The sequence below is a fragment of the Indolivaga macrotermitis genome, assembly GCF_900128985.1.
GTDB lineage: Bacteria > Bacteroidota > Bacteroidia > Bacteroidales > Dysgonomonadaceae > Dysgonomonas_A > Dysgonomonas_A macrotermitis.
Map to the genome: position 1 here is coordinate 51,179 of NZ_FQUC01000018.1, position 20,961 is coordinate 72,139.

Annotated in this window: 16 protein-coding genes, 1 other RNA gene and 2 pseudogenes; 16 read left to right on the forward strand and 3 right to left on the reverse strand. The window is 39.6% G+C overall.

All coding sequences use genetic code 11. The annotated features are described in order from the left end of the window. Positions 1-2 precede the first annotated feature (2 nt). Positions 3-373, reverse strand: an RNA gene (gene rnpB / locus BUC12_RS17500) — RNase P RNA component class A. Between the two features lie 377 nt (positions 374-750). Here rnpB and BUC12_RS17505 point away from each other — a divergent pair. The 5 genes from BUC12_RS17505 to BUC12_RS17525 all read left to right on the forward strand — a co-directional run bounded on the left by BUC12_RS17505 (position 751) and on the right by BUC12_RS17525 (position 4,624). Continuing rightward, positions 751-1,080: a hypothetical protein gene (locus BUC12_RS17505; RefSeq protein ID WP_139262110.1), complete on the forward strand. Its 330-nt coding sequence runs from the start codon at positions 751-753 to the stop codon at positions 1,078-1,080. 98 nt (positions 1,081-1,178) lie between these two features. Continuing rightward, positions 1,179-2,411 carry a nucleoside recognition domain-containing protein gene (locus BUC12_RS17510; RefSeq protein WP_062178553.1) on the forward strand — a complete coding sequence of 411 codons (1,233 nt, stop codon included), beginning with the start codon at positions 1,179-1,181 and terminating at the stop codon, positions 2,409-2,411. A gap of 80 nt (positions 2,412-2,491) precedes the next feature. Beyond that, a complete protein-coding gene (ybeY, locus tag BUC12_RS17515; RefSeq protein ID WP_062178556.1) occupies positions 2,492-2,914 on the forward strand; it encodes an rRNA maturation RNase YbeY in 423 nt (140 codons plus the stop codon). 7 nt (positions 2,915-2,921) lie between these two features. After that, positions 2,922-3,758, forward strand: coding sequence for an alpha/beta hydrolase (locus BUC12_RS17520; protein ID WP_062178559.1), 837 nt, complete (start codon positions 2,922-2,924; stop codon positions 3,756-3,758). 11 nt (positions 3,759-3,769) lie between these two features. Continuing rightward, positions 3,770-4,624 carry an alpha/beta hydrolase gene (locus tag BUC12_RS17525; protein ID WP_062178562.1) on the forward strand — a complete coding sequence of 285 codons (855 nt, stop codon included), beginning with the start codon at positions 3,770-3,772 and terminating at the stop codon, positions 4,622-4,624. 4 nt (positions 4,625-4,628) lie between these two features. Here the strand turns inward: BUC12_RS17525 and BUC12_RS17530 are convergent, their stop codons facing one another. Next, the gene (locus BUC12_RS17530; protein ID WP_073357333.1) at positions 4,629-5,165 is read right to left on the reverse strand and encodes a methylated-DNA--[protein]-cysteine S-methyltransferase; all 537 of its coding nucleotides are present in this window, start codon (positions 5,163-5,165) and stop codon (positions 4,629-4,631) included. Between the two features lie 303 nt (positions 5,166-5,468). Between BUC12_RS17530 and BUC12_RS17535 the strand changes: the two genes are divergently transcribed. The 8 genes and pseudogenes from BUC12_RS17535 (at position 5,469) to recG (ending at position 17,097) form a co-directional block, all read left to right on the forward strand. Continuing rightward, positions 5,469-6,233, forward strand: a complete 765-nt coding sequence (locus BUC12_RS17535; protein ID WP_062178565.1) for a ParA family protein — start codon at positions 5,469-5,471, stop codon at positions 6,231-6,233. Positions 6,234-6,358: 125 nt separating this feature from the next. Then, positions 6,359-7,267 carry a ParB/RepB/Spo0J family partition protein gene (locus BUC12_RS17540; RefSeq protein WP_062178568.1) on the forward strand — a complete coding sequence of 303 codons (909 nt, stop codon included), beginning with the start codon at positions 6,359-6,361 and terminating at the stop codon, positions 7,265-7,267. Between the two features lie 30 nt (positions 7,268-7,297). After that, complete coding sequence (locus BUC12_RS17545; protein ID WP_062178571.1) at positions 7,298-8,023, forward strand: DUF5683 domain-containing protein; 726 nt, start codon at positions 7,298-7,300, stop codon at positions 8,021-8,023. Positions 8,024-8,061: 38 nt separating this feature from the next. After that, a pseudogene (locus tag BUC12_RS20480) lies at positions 8,062-9,306 on the forward strand (transglycosylase SLT domain-containing protein); the annotation flags it as partial. 823 nt (positions 9,307-10,129) lie between these two features. Further along, entirely contained in the window at positions 10,130-12,376 is a 2,247-nt protein-coding gene (locus tag BUC12_RS17555; protein WP_062178574.1) for a RelA/SpoT family protein, read from the forward strand. A gap of 23 nt (positions 12,377-12,399) precedes the next feature. Then, positions 12,400-13,422 (forward strand): Holliday junction branch migration DNA helicase RuvB, encoded by a 1,023-nt coding sequence (gene ruvB, locus BUC12_RS17560; protein ID WP_062178577.1) that lies wholly within the window; start codon positions 12,400-12,402, stop codon positions 13,420-13,422. Positions 13,423-13,445: 23 nt separating this feature from the next. After that, positions 13,446-14,981 carry a glycosyltransferase family 39 protein gene (locus tag BUC12_RS17565; protein WP_062178580.1) on the forward strand — a complete coding sequence of 512 codons (1,536 nt, stop codon included), beginning with the start codon at positions 13,446-13,448 and terminating at the stop codon, positions 14,979-14,981. Positions 14,982-15,000: 19 nt separating this feature from the next. Then, complete coding sequence (recG, locus tag BUC12_RS17570) at positions 15,001-17,097, forward strand: ATP-dependent DNA helicase RecG (RefSeq protein WP_062178584.1); 2,097 nt, start codon at positions 15,001-15,003, stop codon at positions 17,095-17,097. Positions 17,098-17,188: 91 nt separating this feature from the next. Here the strand turns inward: recG and BUC12_RS17575 are convergent, their stop codons facing one another. Beyond that, entirely contained in the window at positions 17,189-17,569 is a 381-nt protein-coding gene (locus tag BUC12_RS17575) for a GntR family transcriptional regulator (protein WP_062178587.1), read from the reverse strand. A 393-nt stretch (positions 17,570-17,962) separates the two neighbouring features. On the opposite strand from BUC12_RS17575, the gene BUC12_RS17580 reads away from it, so the two are divergent. The 3 genes and pseudogenes from BUC12_RS17580 to BUC12_RS17590 all read left to right on the forward strand — a co-directional run. Further along, entirely contained in the window at positions 17,963-19,012 is a 1,050-nt protein-coding gene (locus BUC12_RS17580) for a lysylphosphatidylglycerol synthase transmembrane domain-containing protein (protein WP_062178591.1), read from the forward strand. Positions 19,013-19,083: 71 nt separating this feature from the next. After that, the gene (locus BUC12_RS17585; RefSeq protein ID WP_070808572.1) at positions 19,084-19,917 is read left to right on the forward strand and encodes an alpha/beta hydrolase; all 834 of its coding nucleotides are present in this window, start codon (positions 19,084-19,086) and stop codon (positions 19,915-19,917) included. A 19-nt stretch (positions 19,918-19,936) separates the two neighbouring features. Then, positions 19,937-20,959, forward strand: a pseudogene (locus BUC12_RS17590) (dipeptide epimerase); the annotation flags it as partial. Positions 20,960-20,961 lie beyond the last annotated feature (2 nt).

A 20,961-nucleotide genomic window follows, 5' to 3' on the forward strand; every position in this document is an offset into this window, starting at 1 on the left:
AAAATTACAGTCGGTCTGTAAGCCGGGTTCTGTGCTTTGTATCGAAACAAAGTGCTTGTCATTTATCTACACCTGCCGTCGCCGGCAGGCTCTAGCGACCTACCCCCCGACATCGGGCGAGCAGCCCTACATGCGTCGGTATACATGGTCTTGCAACTCATAAGTAGTACGGCTCTCCGTATTGCTACGGAGACCGGTGAGCTCTTACCTCACCTTTTCACCCTTACCCCGGCAAGCCGTGGCGGTTATTTTCTGTTACCTTACTCTGCCCTCGCGAACAGCTTCCCGTTAGGAAATATGATGCTCTGTGTTGCCCGGACTTTCCTCTTTTCATTTCCCGAAGGAAACGCTCAGCGACAAACCGTCCGACTGTAATCGGTGGCAAAGGTAGTAAAAGTAAGGAATTAAGAATGAAAAATTAAGAATTAAGAATTGTGGATTGGTGGCCACAGGGGTTAATTGCAATAGCCCTTAATCAAATAATCAACGAGAGGGCTAATGCAATTAGCCCCTACCAGAGCTCCTAACAGATTAATGCCTGTCAACTATTGCTTTACGTCCATTCTTAATTCTTAATTTTTCATTCTTAATTCGTAAACGTTGTCATTGTCGCTCAAAAAATGTAATATTGTATCACATTTCTAACTAAGGTTTCAGACCTGTTTGTTATTTTAATTATTGAAATAACGATAAGTTGTCATGATTCAAAAGTCTTTCATTAAATGCTTACAACTATTTAAAATAAAAGTCATGATGAAAAAATGCTTGTTTTTTGTTTTTCTTATCATTGCTCTTACAGGTTGCTCCAGTTATAGTGAGATGTTGAGTGCTGATTCGAATATGAAGAAAGTTGAACTGGATATGACCAAAGAGCAAGTAATTGCTATTATGGGTAGCAATTATCAGAGGGTAGGTTCTTTCAGGTTAGAGGATAGTACGTATGTTGAAATGCTTGGATTTAAGCGTAATTACAACGAGACATATGTTATGAGATTCGAAAACGGAATATTAACGGAATGGAATAAGGAGGTTATCCCTGAATACCCTGCTCCTGTGAATACGAATACAGTAAGTAAGTAAGAGCAAATATTGAATGCGTGTTTTCAGAATATGTGTAGCTGTTGTTTTACTTACAAAACCTATAGAAGGGTCGGAGACCTCTAAATAAATCTGCTCCAATGATTTTAAATTATATTTGGATAGCCTTTTTTGTTATAGCCTTTGTAGTAGCTTTGGCTCGCCTTATTTTCTTCGGTGATTACGAGACATTCAATACCACAGTCAACTCTACATTCTCATCAGCACGTTCAGGATTCGAAATATCGATCGGATTAACCGGTGTTTTGACTCTTTGGATGGGATTGATGCGTATTGGCGAGCAAGGAGGAGTTATCCAGATGTTTTCCCGCGCGATCAATCCGTTGTTTAGCCGTCTTTTTCCCGATATACCGAAAAATCATCCTGCCGGAGGTTCGATACTTCTGAATCTTTCCGCTAATATTCTCGGGCTTGATAATGCGGCAACTCCTGCCGGATTACAGGCAATGAAAGAATTGCAGGAAATAAATCCTGATAAAAACAAGGCTTCTAATCCGATGATCATGTTTTTGGTGATGAATGCGTCGGGTCTGACTCTTATTCCCGTTTCGGTAATGACAATACGCGCTCAGATGGGAGCGGCAAATCCTGCCGATGTTTTCGTGCCGATTATGATAGCGACCTTTGTATCCACTATGATCGGTGTTTTGGCGGTTTGCATCAAACAAAAGATAAAAATCTTCGATAAAGTCATACTCGGTACATTTGGTACAGTTGCTCTTCTGATAGGCGGTGTTATCTGGGCCTTTAATGAGATGGGGCCCGTGAGGGCTCAAAAAGTATCAAGCCTCATAGCCAGCCTTATCTTGTTCGGTGTAATTATCTTTTTTATACTGAGTGGGGTCAGGAAAAAGGTAAATGTCTATGATGCTTTTATCGAAGGAGCAAAAGACGGATTTTCGACAGCAGTGCGTATAATTCCCTATTTGATCGCTATTTTAGTTGCAGTAGGAATGTTCCGAGCTTCGGGTACGATGGATTTTCTGGTGGATGGCTTGAAGTCTGCTGTCGCTTTTTTCGGAGGAGATACCCGTTGGGTAGATGCTATGCCCACAGCTTTGATGAAACCCTTGAGTGGAAGCGGAGCACGCGGGATGATGGCCGAAACGATGTCTACTTTCGGAACGGAATCTTTTGCCGGGCGTTTAGCCGGTATCTTTCAAGGCTCAACAGATACGACGTTTTATGTAGTAGCCGTTTATTACGGTTGCGTCAATATAAAGAATAGCCGTTATACTGTACCTTATGCGCTTTTAGCCGATTTAGTCGGAGTAATAACCGCTATCTGGGTGGCCTATATATTTTTCGGGTAGTGATACATTCAGTAGATAATTAACTGTTGTTATTTTGTTTTCGAAACCAATAAAAAGGTCTGTGACCTTAATCATAAATTATGGCAATCATTTATCAGACAGAGGATGTAAAAGAACCTCAGATTAAAAAGCGTACAATCAATAAATGGATCAAGGATACGGCCGGTTCATACGGAAAAAAGGTGGGTGATATATCCTACATATTCTGTTCGGATGAGAAGATTCTTGAAATCAATAATCAATACCTTCAACATGACTATTTCACCGATATAATTACATTCGATTATACCGAAGGAAATATAATTGGTGGAGATATTTTTATAAGCCTCGATACCGTTAAGAGTAATGCGGAGCAATTCGGGACAAATTATGCGGATGAACTGCATCGCATTATTATTCATGGCATACTCCACCTTTGCGGAATAAATGATAAAGGGCCCGGAGAAAGGGAGCATATGACCGAATGTGAAAATAAAGCACTGGATATATTAGCATCTTATTAAGATAAAAATGAAAAAGTATTTATTTCTTGTTTTCTTCGTTGTATTTGCACTTTTAGCCTGTAAAGAGAATCAGGAGCCTGTAACAATGAAAGTTTGGGAAGGTAATCCTCCTACAAGTAACGGATTATCCGATCAAGCCGAGATTATTGTCTATAAACCTAAAACAATGTCGAAGCTTCCGACTCCTGCGGTGCTTATATGTCCGGGAGGAGGATATGCAGGCTTGAGTATGCCGTACGAAGGGCATGGACTGGCTCAGTGGATGGCATCGAAGGGAGTTGTAGGGGTGATATTGAAGTACCGTTTGCCGAATAAGCATAAGGAAGTTCCTTTCGACGATGCTTGTCAGGCGCTGCAAATAATAAGGAATCATTCGAAAGAGTGGAATATCGATGTTTCTAAAATCGGTGTTGCAGGCTCTTCTGCCGGAGGTCATTTAGCAGCGACATTATCGACCTATTACACTAATAACGAGTTATGCCCGCGCCCTGCATTTACTATATTATTTTATCCGGTGATAACGATGGAAACTGTTACAAAAGGAAAGACCCGCGATAATCTGATGGGGGTTGAGCCATCGGAAGAGGATATACTTGCCTATTCTCCGGAAAAACAGGTGTCGGAAAATACTCCTCCGGCCATAATATTTACGGCAGATGGAGACGGCTCTGTCCCTCCCTTACATAGTGTTATGTATTATCGGGCATTGAAGGAAAAGAATATTCCGGCGAGTCTGCATATTTTTTCCGAAGGAGATCATGGGTGGCTTTTGCTTCCTCAATATAAATATACCGAGCCAACAATGTCTTTACTCGAAACCTGGATGGAATCTTATATAAAATAAAATACTGTATCATGAAAAAACTATTGTTAGTATTATTTTCAATTTTATCCATAACTACGATGAATGCGCAGGAAGTAGTTAAACTTTGGCCGGGAAACCCGCCTACTGATAATGAGATAATGGGTGATGAAATAGATGTAAATAGCCGTATATCGAATGTCAATACACCTGAGTTATTTATCTATAAGGCGAACCCCTTGAATGACCGGAATATTGCTGTTGTAATTTGTCCCGGAGGAGGATACACCCGTCTGGCTATGGACCACGAAGGACATGACTTTGCAAAGTGGCTTCAATCTATCGGAATCACCGGTGTTATTCTTAAGTACCGCCTTCCGAATAAGCATAAAAACGTACCTCTCGAAGATCTGCAACAGGCAATGAGGTTCGCAAAGAATAAATTGGCGAAAAATGCGTCTTCTCCGTTGAAAGTCGGTGTTGCAGGATTTTCAGCCGGAGGGCATTTGGCTTCTACAGGTTCTACCCACTTAGATGATAAGGAAACCCGTCCGGATTTCTCTATTCTGTTTTATCCTGTAATTACGATGGGTGAATATACTCATCAAGGATCGAAAGATAATTTGCTGGGAGAAAATCCTTCGGCTAGTGATGTTATGTATTATTCGAACGAAACCATGGTGACCGAATTTACACCTCCAACAATATTGCTACTGAGTGATGACGACGGAGCCGTTCCATCGATGAATAGTATTATGTACTACTCGGCGTTGAAGCAAAATAAAGTGCCGGCTACTATGTATATATTCCCGATCGGAGGACATGGCTGGGGGATGAGACCGGATTTCAAATATCATGATGAAATGCTTCGTTTACTTAAAACCTGGATTGAGGAAACTAAGTTTTGAAGTTTTAGTCGAAAAGCCTTTTCTCGCCTGATTCCAGATCCAAAAGATATCGTTTTTTTTCCAACCCTCCGGCATAGCCCGTGAGGGTTTTATTTGTGCCTATTACCCGGTGACATGGGATAATTATGGCGATTTTATTAGCCCCGTTAGCATTTGCTACAGCCCTTACTCCCAATGGTATTCCCATCGCTTTTGCCTGTTCTAGGTAGGATACTGTTTTACCATAAGGAATTTGTAAAAGTTGTGTCCATACTTTTTTCTGAAAATCCGTACCAATCATATCAATACTAACTGTAAACTCTTTAATTCCTTTCTCAAAATAACGGGATAACTCTTTTTTCAGAAGTTCGATATGAGGATTTTTTTCTTCACGAATATCTGAAACAGCCATTTTTCCCAAGTTCAGTACTTGTTTTTCGAAATTCTTTCGGTTATTAAATTCGAGAAAGCAGATACCCTTTTCACTGGCATATGCTATCATATTTCCAAGCGGTGTATCTATGGTATCCGAAGCGGTGATTGTAGTTTGTTCTTGTGCCAATTGATCGTTAGTTTTTGTTATAAAATGTAACTCGATTATAAAGATATTTAATTAACGAAATCTTTGAAACAAAGTTATTTAATTTGTTTTCGAATATTTGGTCGTTAATACCGGATATTTTATAGGTTTTTATTTGTACTTGTTTGATATATAGTGTAATGTGTACTTTATTAACATAAAAGCCAAGTTATCAACAATTCCTTTAGAGTTTCGGTAGCCATTTTTAGATGTGCTGTAATTTATTCGTTTCTTTGTAACTTATATATAATATAGAAATCTTAAAAGAGTAACATAACAACTACTATGGGTAAAATAATTGCTTTGGCAAATCAGAAGGGTGGGGTTGGAAAAACTACTACTACAATCAACTTGGCGGCATCTCTGGCTGCTCTCGAGAAAAAAGTTCTGGTAGTAGATGCTGATCCTCAGGCAAACGCCTCTTCGGGTTTGGGACTGGATATTAAGCAAATAAAAAATACTATTTACGAATGCTTGATCGGGGCGTCTACCGCCGAAAAAGCTATTGTTGCAACAGAATACGAACGGCTGGATATTATTCCTTCGCATATCAACTTAGTGGGTGCTGAACTGGAAATGCTGAATATCGAGAACCGTGAGAAAAGGCTTGCTTCTGTTTTGCTTCCAATAAAAGGAAATTATGATTATATTTTGATAGACTGTTCTCCTTCACTGGGCCTGATTACTGTAAATGCACTGACTGCTGCCGACTCGGTGATTATTCCTGTACAATGTGAGTATTTTGCTTTGGAAGGTATTAGTAAACTGTTGAATACTATTAAGATAATCAAGTCTAAACTGAATCCACAACTAGAGATCGAAGGATTTCTACTGACAATGTATGATGCACGTCTGCGTTTGGCAAACCAGATATACGAAGAGGTGAAAAAACACTTCCAGGAACTAGTGTTCACTACTGTTATACAGCGTAATGTCAAACTGAGTGAATCGCAAAGTTTTGCTCAACCTGTGCTTGCTTATGATGCAGCGTCACGCGGAACGGTCAACTACATGCAGTTAGCGAAAGAACTAATCGAAAAAAATTCGTAACTTTGTCGTTATCCTCAATATTTTAGAAGTATCTTGAGGATTTATTTAGACAGAGAATAAATACAGATATTTAAAGTATAGATATAGGTTTATATCATTAATACTTATTTTTACTTAATTAAATTATGGCAAAAAAACCTGCTTTAGGGAGAGGATTGGATGCGCTTATTACTATGGACGAAGTGACAACTTCGGGTTCGTCGTCTATCAGTGAGGTGCCCTTATCTCAAATTCAGCCTAATCCTGACCAGCCTAGACGTGTTTTTGACGAGGAAGCTTTACGTGAACTGGCTGTTTCTATCAAACAGTTGGGGGTGATACAACCTATCACCTTACGTAAGATCGATGATGATACTTATCAGATTATTGCAGGAGAACGCAGATACAGAGCTTCGATGATTGCGCAGCTCGAAACCATTCCTGCATATGTGAAAACGGCCGAAGACGAAAATGTCATGGAAATGGCATTGATAGAGAATATTCAGAGAGAAGACCTGAATTCGATAGAAATAGCGCTGGCATATCAGAATCTTATCGAAACATATAGCCTGACACAGGAGAGACTGAGCGAGCGTATTGGTAAGAAACGTACAACTATAGCCAATTATCTGCGGTTACTGAAGTTACCTGCCGAAATACAGATGGCAATCAGAGACAAGAAAATAGATATGGCGCATGCCCGTACTCTTGTTACTATCGAAAATCCGGAAGTACAGCTCGACGTTTACCAGCATATTCTCAATGAAGATCTTTCGGTACGGAAGGTCGAAGAATATGTGAGGGCTATAAATAAAGGCGAAACCCTTGAGGAAATAATTCAGGAGAAAGAAGTAGTGGACCTCGTGAAAAAGGGGAAGATACAGAAAGCCACTCCCGAAGAATTCGACGTTTTGAAGAAACATCTTTCTAAATTCTTTGAGTCTAAAGTACAACTCACATGTAATGAAAAAGGGAAGGGAAAGATAACTATCGCTTTCAATTCGGATGAAGATTTGGAACGGATTATTACTAAATTTGACCAGTTGAGAAGATAGTCTGTAAACTTGTCCTGATAGTAGAATTATATGGTAAAAAAAGTTTTAGTTGGTATTTTGGCAGTATGTTTTACTTCACTCTCTGTTTCGGGGCAGAATAACGGTGATTCTATATATACCGATAAGCCGCAAAACGTAGATATATTACATACTAATAATACCAATGATACTGTACCCTTGATAGATTCGAAGCTTCAGATCGATAAATCGACCGAAAGAGCAATGAATCAGAGAGAGATAAAACCTTTTAAACCCGATCCGAATAAAGCCGTGCTCTATTCGGCCATTTTTCCCGGATTAGGTCAGATCTATAATAGAAAGTACTGGAAGTTACCGATAATATATGGCGGTTTCATCGGCTTTTATTATGCTATATCATGGAACGGACGATATTATAACGATTATACAAAAGCGTATAAAGCGATTATGAGCGATACTCCGCGCAGTCCGCAAAATATAGCGATATGGGGTGCTTTTGTCGGAAGTAGTATTGTCCCCGAAGAACTGAGCGAGGCTCAGTTGAATTCTTTAAAAACCCGGTTCCGGAATAAACGCGATTCTTATAGAAGATACAGAGATTTAAGTATTATAGGAGCTGTAGCACTTTATGGTTTATGTATGATAGATGCATATGTAGATGCGCATCTGTTTGATTTCGATATTTCACCTGATTTATCGATGAGAGTTGAGCCTAAAGTCGAGCATGATCCGTTTGCACGCAGGGCATTCGGTCTTCAATGCAGTTTTACATTTTAGGTCATTACTGATAGAGTTGGCCGGAAAATCAAAAAAATATGCTGAAAAAAAAAGTTATTGTTAGTCTAGTTTGTCTAAGTTCGTTAACCCTAAATGCTCAGGTCTATCGGTCGGGTGTGTCTGTAAAAGATACCATAACCGACAAAGATCTTGTTGTTCCTGAGGAGATAGAACGTAACTTCGACCAATTGCTTGTCGACTGGAAGAAGGAATTTGCTCCGGCTCTTACTTGCAAATCTAATTCTGACAGTAATATTGCTTACCCAGATTCTGTATATATCAACAGGCTATATAGTCTGCCTACCGAAATGGAGTTGGTATATAACCCTATTGTGAGGTCGTATATCGATATGTATACAGGAAGAATGAGGGGAAGTGTCGAATACTTTGTTGGTAAGTCGAGCTACTATTTCCCTATTTTCGAACAAGCTCTCGATAAACACGGACTTCCTATCGAGTTGAAATACCTTCCTATTATTGAATCTGCTTTGAATCCGACGATTGTTTCGCGTGCCGGAGCTACCGGTCTGTGGCAATTTATGATAGGTACAGGCAAAATGTATGATCTCGAGATAAACAGCTTGGTTGACGAACGTCGCGATCCTTTGAAATCGACAGAGGCTGCTGCACGTTATCTCAAAGATCTGTTCAATATATATGGTGACTGGAATCTTGTGATTGCAGCATATAACTGTGGACCGGGTAATGTGAATAAAGCAATTAAACGTAGTGGCGGAGCAACTGATTACTGGTCGATATATCCGTATTTACCGAAAGAAACCAGAGGGTATGTTCCTGCTTTCATTGCAGCGACTTATGTGATGAATTATTATGCAGATCATAATATTTGTCCGTTTGAATATAAATATACTCATTCGACAGATACTATTGTTGTAGATAAATATTTGCATTTGCAACAAATTGCCGATGTTTTGGATGTATCTATCGATGAAGTGAGGACACTTAATCCTCAATATAAAAAAGATATAGTTCCCGGCGAATTTAAGAGCTACTTAGTTACCCTTCCATCGGCAAAAGCAACCGATTTTGAAGTGTCGAAAGATTCCGTATATGCTTACAAAACGAATGAGTTTTTGTCTCACCGAAAGGTTGTCGAGCCTACAGGTTATTCGAGTGTGGCGGGTAATACCCTTAGATATAAAGTAAGACGTGGCGATAATCTTGCGGCTATTGCCAGAAAGCATGGAGTAACAACTACCCAGGTAAAGCGATGGAATGGACTTAAATCAAATAAACTGAGGGCAGGGCAGTATCTGGTTGTAAGCAACCCGGCTACAGCTCCTCGTAAAGAGAAGGAAGAAACTTCTACAGCTACTTTGGCACAAAATCAAACCACAACGAATACTTCATCTACTTCGCAGGAACTGAATTCGAATACAAATGAGTCGAGTGTTCTTGCCCAATATTTTAATAAGGTAAGGGAAGAGAATTCTGTAACTGTGATAGAGCCGGATTCGGTTCAGTCGGTTGTAGCTGATAACGAGTTATTGGCATCAGCTGATACAGAAGAAGCCAGTCCATCGAGAATTCAACATTTACAGAGTTCACAAACAATTTATCATAAAGTCCGGATCGGGGAAACATTAACCCAGATTGCTTCGAAATATAATGTTGATAAGGATGAAGTAACAAAGTGGAATAAACTAAAAAAATCCGTACCTAAAGTCGGTCAACGCTTAGTAATACATTTACCTCAAAAAGAGGAACCTGAAGAAGAAGCTGTTCCTTCTATCAATGCAGAATCGGTAGAAGCAGTTATGGCTGATGCTCAGAAGTCGGTTGACGCTGAATCTTCGAATGATGCTGTCGCTTCCGTATCACCGGTTCCGATGAAGGTTAGCAAAAAAGAAGAACAAGCACCTCCGGCTATACCTGCCAGAACAGAGTCGAGAAAACCTGTACCCAAAGCACCGATTGTTTATGTTGTTAAAAAAGGAGATACTCTCGGGCATATTGCGATGAGATATGGAGGAAAGGTGACAGCCAGTACTATACGGAAGGCTAATAATCTGTCTTCGGATAATTTAAGTATAGGTCAGAAATTAAAAATACCCAGATAAGTGATTGTTCTTTTCATAAGAATTTATGGATAAAGATGATAAAAATAAGGAAGAGGATTTGGTGATAGAACAGGAGTTTGACGCTCTTATTCAGGATTATATCAAATCTAATCATAGACGGAAAGTAGAGCTTATAACCAAGGCATTCCATATTGCCCGCGAAGCCCATAAGGGTGCTCGCCGTAGGTCGGGCGAACCGTATATAATGCATCCCCTTGCAGTTGCCCGTATTGTTTGTAACGAAATAGGACTCGGATCTACATCTATATGTGCGGCATTGTTACACGATGTTGTAGAAGACACAGACTATACAGTAGATGATATTAAGAAATTATTTGGTGATAAGATAGCCGAGATTGTCGATGGATTGACTAAAATATCCAGCGGAATGTTTGGAGATCAGGTATCATCTCAGGCTGAGAACTTCCGAAAGCTACTGCTTACAATGTCGGACGATATACGTGTTATCTTAGTAAAGATCGCCGACAGATTACATAATATGCGTACGCTTGGATCTATGGCTCCGGCTAAACGCCACAAGATTGCCGGCGAAACCATGTATATATACGCACCCCTTGCTCACCGCCTGGGGCTTTTTGCTATAAAGACCGAACTTGAAGAGTTGAGTTTCAAATATGAAAATCCGGAAGAGTACAATGATATTGTCGATAAACTCGACAAATCGAGCTATATACGCCGCGATATATTCGAACATTTCGCAAAGCCCGTAAAGGAAAGATTGGATCAGCAGGGATTCAAATATGAAATAAAGGCTCGTGATAAATCGGTGTATTCGATCTGGAATAAGATGAAGACAAAGTCCGTTCCCTTCGAAGAAATATACGATATATTTGCTGTACGTATCATTTTCGATACTGAGCCCGGTGTTGATGAAAAGAAGAGATGTTGGGATATTTATTCGGTGATTACGGACATATACAAGCTTCGACCTGATAGGATCAGGGATTGGGTGAGCCGTCCTAAATCGAACGGATATCAGGCTTTACACCTGACCGTGATGGGACCTGATGGTGAATGGGTGGAAATACAGATCAGGAGCCGCAGGATGGATGACATTGCCGAAAAAGGATTTGCTGCCCATTGGAAGTATAAAGAAGGAAAAATTGAAGAAGATACCGAGCTTGATAAATGGCTGAAGACGATTAAGGAGATTTTAGAAAATCCGAATCCGAATGCCATTGACTTTCTTGATACAATTAAATTGAACCTGTTCTCACAGGAAATTTTTGTGTTTACGCCGAAGGGTGATCTTAAAACAATGGCGCAGGGTTCCACTGCCCTTGATTTTGCTTACGAACTGCATTCGAATATCGGAGATAGGTGTATCGGGGCTAAGGTCAACCATAAACTGGTACCTTTGAGTTATAAACTGAATAGTGGTGATCAGGTCGAAATTCTTACTTCCAAATCGCAGACGCCTCAAGTGGAATGGCTTGGATTTGTAACCAGTGGTAAGGCACGGGCAAAGCTCGAAGCATCGCTGAAAAGGCAGAAAAGAGAGATTGCTAAAGAAGGTGAGCTCCGTTTGAAGGAGTTTTTAGGATTAGAGGAAATACCTACACCTACTATCGACCGTATGCTCGATTATTATAAGGTTGCGAAGCGTGAAGACCTATACTTTGCGATCGGCAATAAAACTATTATTCTGCCGGTCAGGCCGGAATTGTTGTTTAAAGATCAGAAAGATTCGACATCAAGTAATTTCTTGATGAGATATGTGCGTCAGGCATTCAGGGTTAAACGTAAAGAATCCGAAAAAGCTGAAATTCTCGATTCTGACGAAGATTTAGAGACAATAGACAAGAAGAAGACATATATCCTTCAGGAAGATTCTTTCAAGAAAAACTTCAGGTTGGCGTCCTGTTGTAATCCTATTCCGGGTGATAAAGTATTCGGGTTTATCGGAGATAATAACGAAATTCAGGTACATAACGTTAATTGCCCTGTTGGCTTGAAGCTAAAAGCAAGTTTCGGAAATAAGATACTTAATCTGGAGTGGGGTAATTATGCCCAATATTCGTTTTTATCGACTATTGTTATACGAGGGATCGACCGTGTAGGTATGCTCAATGATATAACTAAAGTAATAATAACAGATTCGGTAAATATAAAGAATCTGAATATAGAGTCAAATGACGGCATTTTCGAAGGAAAGGTAAGCCTATTTGTACATAGCGTTGCGGATGTGCAGAGGCTATGCTCGCAGATTTTGAAAATCGAAGGTGTACAGTCGGTGAATAGGCTTAGCTGAGCCAAAATACTGGATATAAAATCATGAGTGAAGATTTCAATATGCATAATGAGAAATTGAACGGAACTGAGCGTGAATTTGAAAATGCACTTCGCCCGTTAACCTTCTCGAGCTTTAGCGGACAAGACAAAGTGGTCGAAAACCTGAAAGTTTTTGTCACTGCTGCACGTATGCGTGGCGAATCGCTCGACCATACATTACTGCACGGCCCTCCCGGATTAGGAAAAACTACCTTGTCAAACATTATAGCGAATGAACTGGGGGTGGGCTTTAAAATAACATCAGGGCCAGTACTGGATAAACCCGGTGATTTGGCAGGTTTACTGACTTCGCTCGAACCTAATGATGTGCTTTTTATCGACGAGATCCATCGGCTTTCACCTATTGTGGAAGAATATTTGTATAGCGCGATGGAGGATTACCGTATCGATATTATGATCGATAAAGGCCCCAGTGCCCGTTCGGTACAGATAGAGCTGAATCCGTTCACCCTTATAGGTGCTACTACCCGTAGTGGATTATTGACGAGTCCTCTGCGTGCCCGTTTCGGAATTAATATGCACTTGGAGTATTACGATATGGATACACTGACTAATATTATTATCCGATCTGCCGATATATTAGATGTTCCCTGTAAAACGAATGCTGCACATGAAATTGCGCTGAGGAGCCGTGGAACTCCACGTATAGCCAATGCATTGTTGAGAAGGGTACGTGATTTTGCGCAGGTCAAAGGTTCGGGTAATATTGATAAAGAGATAGCTACTTATGCGTTGGAAGCGTTGAATATTGATAAATATGGCTTGGATGAAGTAGATAATAAGATATTGCTGATCATTATTGATAAGTTTAAAGGTGGGCCTGTCGGAATTTCAACTATAGCTACGGCTTTGGGTGAAGACGGAGGTACTATTGAAGAAGTTTATGAACCTTTCCTTATCAAAGAAGGTTTTATGAAACGTACCCCCCGTGGACGTGAAGTAACCGAGTTGGCTTATAAACATCTTGGACGGCACAAAGAAACAGAGCAAGGCTACTTGTTCTAATTAAGTAATCTTAATTGTTAGATATGAGCCTGTTGAAGGATAAGAACCAAAATACAGTTTTACTCTTTAGCCTATTGATTATAGGCTCTTGTTATTTATTATATCATTGCTTTTATACTGCATTCTGGTATGACGAGGCTTATACTATCAATCTTGTGCGTCATTCGTTTGGACATCTTTGGCATGTTACCGCTAACGACGTACATCCTCCGTTATACTATATTCTGCTTAAGCTATACACATATATAGTGGGCGAGTCGGTAGTTGCATTACGCGTATTTTCCGCCTTACCGATTATTGGATGTATGGTAGTCGGATGTACCTTAATCAGGAAGGATTTTGGCGATAAAACCGCGCTTTTATTTCTGTTGACATTGATTTTACTACCCGTAACACAATATGCAGCATCCGAAATCAGGATGTACTCGCTTGCTATGTTTTTTGTGTTGTGCAGTTCTATATATGCGTACCGGAGTTATCATAGCTTTTCTAAGCCGGATTTTGCGAAACTTACTCTGTTTTCGCTTGCTGCTGCGTATACACACTATTATGCATTAATGGGTGTATTTTATATATACTTTCTTTTTCTGGTTGTGCTTATTCTCCGGAAAAAAGAAAGAATTTTACCCTTTATCGGTGTCGGAATTATTTTTGTTATCGGTTATTTACCCTGGCTTATCAATATTCCCGGTCAGATGGAGCAGGTGAGTGACGAATACTGGATCAATCAGACCCGTCTGAAAGATATTCTGATTTATATATATTACCCTTTTTCAGTCGAATTAGATCTTGTAGGGACAGGAGCTCCTCTGAAGTCTTTTGCTTTTGAATTTTCTCTTCTCGCTATTTTATTATTGATAATAGTATATATCGTAATCAAAGGCTTACGGAACTTAACTCAAGACGAAAAAGACCAGAGTGTTTTCGGTAAATTGATCTTTATCGTTTTCGTACTGTCGGTATCGACGGCGGTGGCTTATTCGTTTTTAGTAAAACCTGTTTTTGTAACACGGTATATGAATCCGCTGATGGGGCTGCTGGTTTTATCGATTGCCATTCATTTGTCGTTATTAGACTATAAGCTACGGCTGCATTCAGCGATTGTGATTGTATTCTTCGGAGTATTAGTATTTTTATCAATCGACAGGTTTATACTCCAAAAAAAGACAAATGATCTGGATCAATCCGTTCAAAACGATATTATTCGTTTTGCAGAAGAGAGGGTTGATGATAATACTGTTTTCTTATATTCCGATACCCGGAGCTTTGCGATTGCATTCGGTAATATCCTGTTTCCGAACCATAAACATTATGAGAGAATAAGGCTGACTCAAAAATACTATCAACAATATTTGAAAAATTTTAATTGTATTCCTATTTTTGATTTTAAAGAAGTTGATCCGGCTTATAAAAAGGCATTGATTATTAAAAATGTTGATAAAGACGATTCATTTATGGCTGTACCTGCCGATTCGATCGAATTAATGCAATATTACGATATAATTGATCGCGCCAATTTTAAAGGGCATGTAGTATATCAACTTCAGCGAAAAGAATAAAAAATCAGAATAAATAAGAATGCCGGATATTTCAAATACCGATATAAAATACCTTCCCGGGGTAGGGCCGAAAAAAGCGGAGATACTCAACAAAGAATTGGATATCTATTCGCTCGATGACCTTATCCATTATTATCCGTACAAATATATCGATAAAAGCCGTATCTTTTATGTACATGAGATCGATGGCAATATGCCCTATATTCAACTGAAAGGGCGTATTACAGCATTTGAAACGTTTGGTGAAGGACGACATAAAAGACTGGTCGGACATTTTACCGATGGAACCGGTTTCGTCGATCTAGTTTGGTTTCAGGGAGCGAAGTTTATTACAGAAAAGTACAGAACAAACAGCCCTTACATTGTTTTTGGTAAACCTACTGTTTTCGGTAATAAGTTCAATATAGCTCATCCCGATATAGACCCGTATATCGAAGAAAAGACGGAGATCGGGGGGCTTTTCGGTTATTATAATACAACCGAAAAGATGAAGAAGCATTTTCTGAATTCGAAAGCGATGCAGAAAATTATATCTTCGGCTCTTGCTTCGGCTATCGACCATTTGCCCGAAACACTGCCTGCTTATATTCTTCACGAAGCTAAGTTGATGTCTATCAAAGAAGCTGTATGGAATGTTCATGTGCCTTCTAATCCGCAAATACTGCGCGATGCCCAATACCGGTTAAAATTCGAAGAATTATTCTATCTCCAATTGAATATACTCAGGTATACATCTGCCCGGAAAGCGAAATTGAAGGGCTTTGTATTTACTCAGGTAGGAGAATATTTCAATACGTTTTATGATAAAAACCTTCCTTTTCCGTTAACCGGAGCGCAAAAGCGTATTATAAAAGAAATACGTCAGGATATGGCGACGGGAGAACAAATGAACCGGCTTTTGCAAGGAGATGTGGGCAGTGGAAAAACATTGGTGGCTTTGATGCTGATGCTGATTGCCCTCGATAACGGATTTCAAGCGTGCCTGATGGCTCCGACGGAGATTTTGGCTACACAGCACTACCATACGGTAAAAGAGTTCTTATTCGGGCTTAATATCCGTGTTGAGCTTTTGACCGGATCGACCCGAAAAAAAGCAAGGGAAGAGATACATTCGAGCCTTCTTACCGGTGATATACGTATTCTGATAGGTACACATGCCTTAATTGAAGATACTGTGCAGTTTGCAAATCTGGGGTTGGTAGTTATTGACGAGCAACATCGTTTTGGGGTAGCTCAAAGAGCAAAGCTTTGGTCGAAAAACACCAATCCGCCACATATTCTGGTAATGACGGCAACGCCTATTCCGCGTACGCTGGCTATGACGGTTTACGGGGATCTGGATGTTTCTGTTATCGACGAATTACCGCCGGGGCGTAAGCCTATACAAACTATTCACCAGTTTGATAAAAAACGAGGAGCCTTATATAATTCGATAAAAAGGCAATTGTCTGAAGGACGTCAGATATACTTCGTTTACCCGCTTATAGAAGAGAGCGAGAAGATAGACTTGAAGAATCTTGAAGAAGGTTTTGAGCATATCAAAGAAATATTTCCGGAATATACTGTTTGTAAGGTTCATGGAAAGATGAAGCCTGCCGAAAAAGATGAAGAAATGGGGCGTTTTGTGCGTAATGAGGCGCAGATAATGGTGGCGACTACGGTTATTGAAGTGGGAGTGAACGTCCCGAATGCTTCGGTAATGGTTATCGAAAGTGCTCAGCGCTTCGGGTTGTCCCAGTTGCACCAACTCAGGGGCAGGGTAGGAAGGGGTGCCGATCAGTCGTATTGTATACTGATTACTCCTTATGAATTGTCGGCCGATTCGCGTAAACGTATTGATATCATGGTCGAAAGTAACGATGGATTCGAAATAGCCGAAGCCGACTTAAAACTCAGAGGACCCGGTGATCTCGAAGGTACGCAACAAAGTGGAATTGCTTTTAATCTGAAAATAGCCGATTTGGTAAGAGACTCTCAGATTATGTATTTTGCCCGCGAAGTTGCCCAGAAAGTAATAGATGCCGATCCTGCTTTAGAGCGTAGTGAGAACCAATTATTAAAGCAACAGCTTAGAAGATTGGGCGGAAATAGGTATAATTGGGGATTAATAAGTTAAAGGAGGTCTCGTGTAACTAACTGATTAAAAGACGGAACGCATGAAATAAAAACTATTTCATGCGTTCCGTTCTTTTTTTGAATGTGCCTTTTTAAATCAGGCTTGTTTCACTAACTCTTTTGTTGGTTTTGTAAAGATCGATTAATTCTCCCAAAGTAATTTTGAGCGAATTCATTGTAGAAAAAAATTCAGGAACCTGGTTTTCGTAAAAAGATCTTCTCATCAAATCCAATGCGTTTTTGTATGAGTCTTTGGTAAGGAAAAGCCCTACACCTCTCTTAGACATCAGTACATCTTCACTTTGCAATAGTTCAAGCGAACGCATAAGGGTATTGTGATTCACTTCCAATTCCTTTGCCAGTTCTTTTACTGTCGGGATTTTGGTTTCTTCTCTCCATTCTTTTGTTACAATCTTTTGAGATATTACATCTACGATCTGGAGATAAATAGGTTTGTTTTTATGGAACTCCATAGACTTGATATTTTTTGAGTGTTGTATTACAAATATAGCACTAGTTTTCTATATGAACGGATCTTTAAATATTATTTCGCATAATTTATGGTTTGTTAACGTGGATTAAAAGGCTTTTTTTCAGGAGTTTAACATTTGATAGGATTCTATATGTCTGTTTATTTTAAGATTTGTTTTGTGTTTGTTAACTAATTTATCCGATGAATAGGGCGATGTAATTAAAATCGTATAATATTAATTTAAGGACTCAACCTTCTTTTGTTAACTCTATAAATAAAATAGTAGTAACCGGTTATCTTTTTAAAAAAATATCATTAAATACTTGCTTTTACTTAAGTAGATGCTTCAATCGTATTTTTCTTATTTTTGTATTTCGTAAATATAAACTCTTTTATGCAAAATCAATCTGGACGAATTAGTCTTTGGAAAATATTGCTTCCTACCTTCCTTGGGATAGGGGTAATTGTTTTTATGTTTGTGAAGGATTTATCCGGATCGGAAAACGCAGAACAACTGGATCAATTGAGACATATTAATATTACCGGAAATACTGTTTTCTGGTTTTTTATTGCTTTATTGCTGATGGTAGGACGTGATCTGGGATTTACTATTCGTTACAGATATCTGACCGAAAAGCTCCTCTCGTGGAAACAATCGTTGAAAATAACGCTTTTAGCGGAATTTGGGACAGCTGTTACACCTTCGTCGGTGGGAGGGTCGAGCATGGCTATACTATTTCTGACCAAAGAAAAAATACCGGTTGGTAAAAGTACAGCAATGGTATTTATCACGATGTTGCTCGATGAAATGTTCTTTGTTGTCACTTTTCCCCTTTTGTTATTGTTTGTTCCGGTCACAGACTTGTTTCCCGAAGTATCGGCGATTCAGATAGGAGTGGTATCCCTGTTTATCGTAGCATATATTGTTAAACTTTTATTGTGTATTTGTCTTGTTACGGGATTGTTTTTTAAACCTCAGTCGATAAAATGGCTCTTGATTCAGATTTTTAAGTTACCATTTTTGAGACGTTGGAGTGCTGCCGCTGAAAAAGCGGGAAATGACCTGATTATAAGCTCCGGCGAAATACGTGGCAAAAACATGTCCTATTGGCTACCTCTTATATTTGCGACGATTCTTTCATGGTGTTCGCGCTTTTTCGTGGTGAATGCCCTTTTCATGGCATTCTTTCCTGTGGGAAATCATTTGCTGATTTTCGGGCGTCAGTTTGTGATGTGGGTATTAATGATATTGAGTTTTACCCCCGGTGCGAGCGGTCTTAGTGAAATCATATTTAAACAGTATTTGAGTGCTTTGATTCCCGTTGCAGGTTTAGTACCTGTAATTATACTTTTGTGGCGCTTGCTCAGTTATTACAATTATTTATTTGTAGGGGCTATACTGGTTCCCAAATGGGCTAGTAAAGCTTTCTCTAAGCAGAAATAGGATTCGCGTCAGGATATTAATGTTGGATTTTGAGTAATGAACAGGTCTGTGACCTTATAATATAATCGATAATGAGAATAAAAAATTTTGTTTGGCTATTTGCCTTTGTCCTATTTCTAATCCCGGGTGTAATCATAGCCCAGCAACAAGTAAATCAGGTTAAAATTCATAGTGCAAAAATGGCTCTTGACGTAAATAACATGGTTATATTGCCAGCGAATTATGACAGAGCGTCTCCCCAAAAATATCCTGTTGTATATTTGCTTCATGGACATGGGGGTAATCAAAATTCCTTTTTGAAACTAAAGCCAAATCTACCGGACTTATCGACTCAACAGCAAATCATATTTGTATGCCCTGATGGAAAAGTAAGCTGGTACTGGGATAGTCCGATAGATCCGAAAACCCAGTTTGATACTTACGTTAGTAAGGAATTAATAGCTTATATAGACTCACATTACAATACTATTTCCGATAAAAGGGGACGTGCAGTTACCGGTTTCAGTATGGGAGGGCATGGTGCTTTATGGATGGCTATTAACCATCCGGATGTTTTCGGTGCTGCCGGTTCGATGAGTGGCGGTGTTGATATACGGCCTTTTCCTAAGAGCTGGAATATGGCAAACTCACTCGGCGAATACATCAGTAACAAATCTGTTTGGAATGCTCATACAATCGCTACACATACGGAAAAATTACGAGCAACCAGTCCGGCTTTAATTATCGATTGCGGACAAGATGATTTCTTTATAAAAGTAAACGAAGACCTTCACCGTGATTTGCTGGAAAAGAAGATTATTCATACTTATATAGTTTCTCCGGGAATACATAATTCCGAATACTGGAATAAAGCGATGAATTGGCAAATAGCCTTTTTCAAGGAATTTTTCACAAAATCAAAATAACGATAAACAGAGTATGTCGAAATTGAAACTTTCGTGGCGTCCGTATGAGTTGCAGTTGAAATATCCTTTTACTATTGCGACATATTCGCGTACTACAACTCCTGTCGTTTTGGTGGAGCTTGAGTATAATGGAATTGTGGGTTATGGAGAGGCTTCGCTTCCTCAGTATCTGGGTGCGACTCAGCAGACGGTCATGGATTTCTTGCAAAAAGTCGATTTATCCGGATTTAATGATCCTGCACAGATCGATGAGATCCTGTCTTATGTTGATCTTATAGCTGAAGGTAACACTGCCGCAAAAGCAGCTGTTGATATTGCTTTGCACGATTTGGTCGGTAAAATGGCCGGTAAATCGTGGGCTCAGATTTGGAAATTCGATACACAAAATACTCCTTATACAACCTACACTATAGGGATGGACGGGGACGATGTTGTGAAACGTAAAGTGGTGGAAGTTGCATCTGATTTCAAGATACTGAAAGTGAAATTAGGAGGATCGGATGATCGCCGCATGATAGAAACCATTCGTTCTGTAACAGACTTGCCTTTGGCTATTGATGCTAATCAGGGATGGAGGGACAGGCACGAGGCATTGGATTCTATTTTCTGGTTAAAAGAAAAAGGAGTTGTTATGATAGAACAACCGATGGAAAAGGGAGACCTCGAAGGAAATGCCTGGCTTACATCGCATAGTCCGTTACCAATATATGCTGATGAATCTGTACAACGGCTTTCGGATATGGAACGGATAAAAGGCGCTTTTTCCGGTATTAATATCAAACTGATGAAGTGTACGGGGCTGAATGAAGCCCGAAAGATGATATCACTTGCTCCTTCAATGGGATTCGATGTTATGTTGGGATGTATGACCGAAACGTCTTGTGCTATCTCTGCGGCTTCCCAATTGTCTCCTGCCGTTAAATTCGCAGATCTGGATGGAGCTTTGCTTATTACTAATGATTGTTTCTCGGGGACGAAAATAAAAGACGGGAAGATCATTTTAAGTGACCTTCCCGGTATTGGAGTAGAACGGATTTTTTAAAT

Bases quoted from the DNA above. Each gene is read 5' to 3' on its own strand.
- BUC12_RS17505 (WP_139262110.1), top strand. From the start codon at position 751: ATGATGAAAAAATGCTTGTTTTTTGTTTTTCTTATCATTGCTCTTACA.
- BUC12_RS17510 (WP_062178553.1), top strand. From the start codon at position 1,179: ATGATTTTAAATTATATTTGGATAGCCTTTTTTGTTATAGCCTTTGTA.
- ybeY (WP_062178556.1), top strand. From the start codon at position 2,492: ATGGCAATCATTTATCAGACAGAGGATGTAAAAGAACCTCAGATTAAA.
- BUC12_RS17520 (WP_062178559.1), top strand. From the start codon at position 2,922: ATGAAAAAGTATTTATTTCTTGTTTTCTTCGTTGTATTTGCACTTTTA.
- BUC12_RS17525 (WP_062178562.1), top strand. From the start codon at position 3,770: ATGAAAAAACTATTGTTAGTATTATTTTCAATTTTATCCATAACTACG.
- BUC12_RS17535 (WP_062178565.1), top strand. From the start codon at position 5,469: ATGGGTAAAATAATTGCTTTGGCAAATCAGAAGGGTGGGGTTGGAAAA.
- BUC12_RS17540 (WP_062178568.1), top strand. From the start codon at position 6,359: ATGGCAAAAAAACCTGCTTTAGGGAGAGGATTGGATGCGCTTATTACT.
- BUC12_RS17545 (WP_062178571.1), top strand. From the start codon at position 7,298: ATGGTAAAAAAAGTTTTAGTTGGTATTTTGGCAGTATGTTTTACTTCA.
- BUC12_RS17555 (WP_062178574.1), top strand. From the start codon at position 10,130: ATGGATAAAGATGATAAAAATAAGGAAGAGGATTTGGTGATAGAACAG.
- ruvB (WP_062178577.1), top strand. From the start codon at position 12,400: ATGAGTGAAGATTTCAATATGCATAATGAGAAATTGAACGGAACTGAG.
- BUC12_RS17565 (WP_062178580.1), top strand. From the start codon at position 13,446: ATGAGCCTGTTGAAGGATAAGAACCAAAATACAGTTTTACTCTTTAGC.
- recG (WP_062178584.1), top strand. From the start codon at position 15,001: ATGCCGGATATTTCAAATACCGATATAAAATACCTTCCCGGGGTAGGG.
- BUC12_RS17575 (WP_062178587.1), bottom strand. From the start codon at position 17,569: ATGGAGTTCCATAAAAACAAACCTATTTATCTCCAGATCGTAGATGTA.
- BUC12_RS17580 (WP_062178591.1), top strand. From the start codon at position 17,963: ATGCAAAATCAATCTGGACGAATTAGTCTTTGGAAAATATTGCTTCCT.
- BUC12_RS17585 (WP_070808572.1), top strand. From the start codon at position 19,084: ATGAGAATAAAAAATTTTGTTTGGCTATTTGCCTTTGTCCTATTTCTA.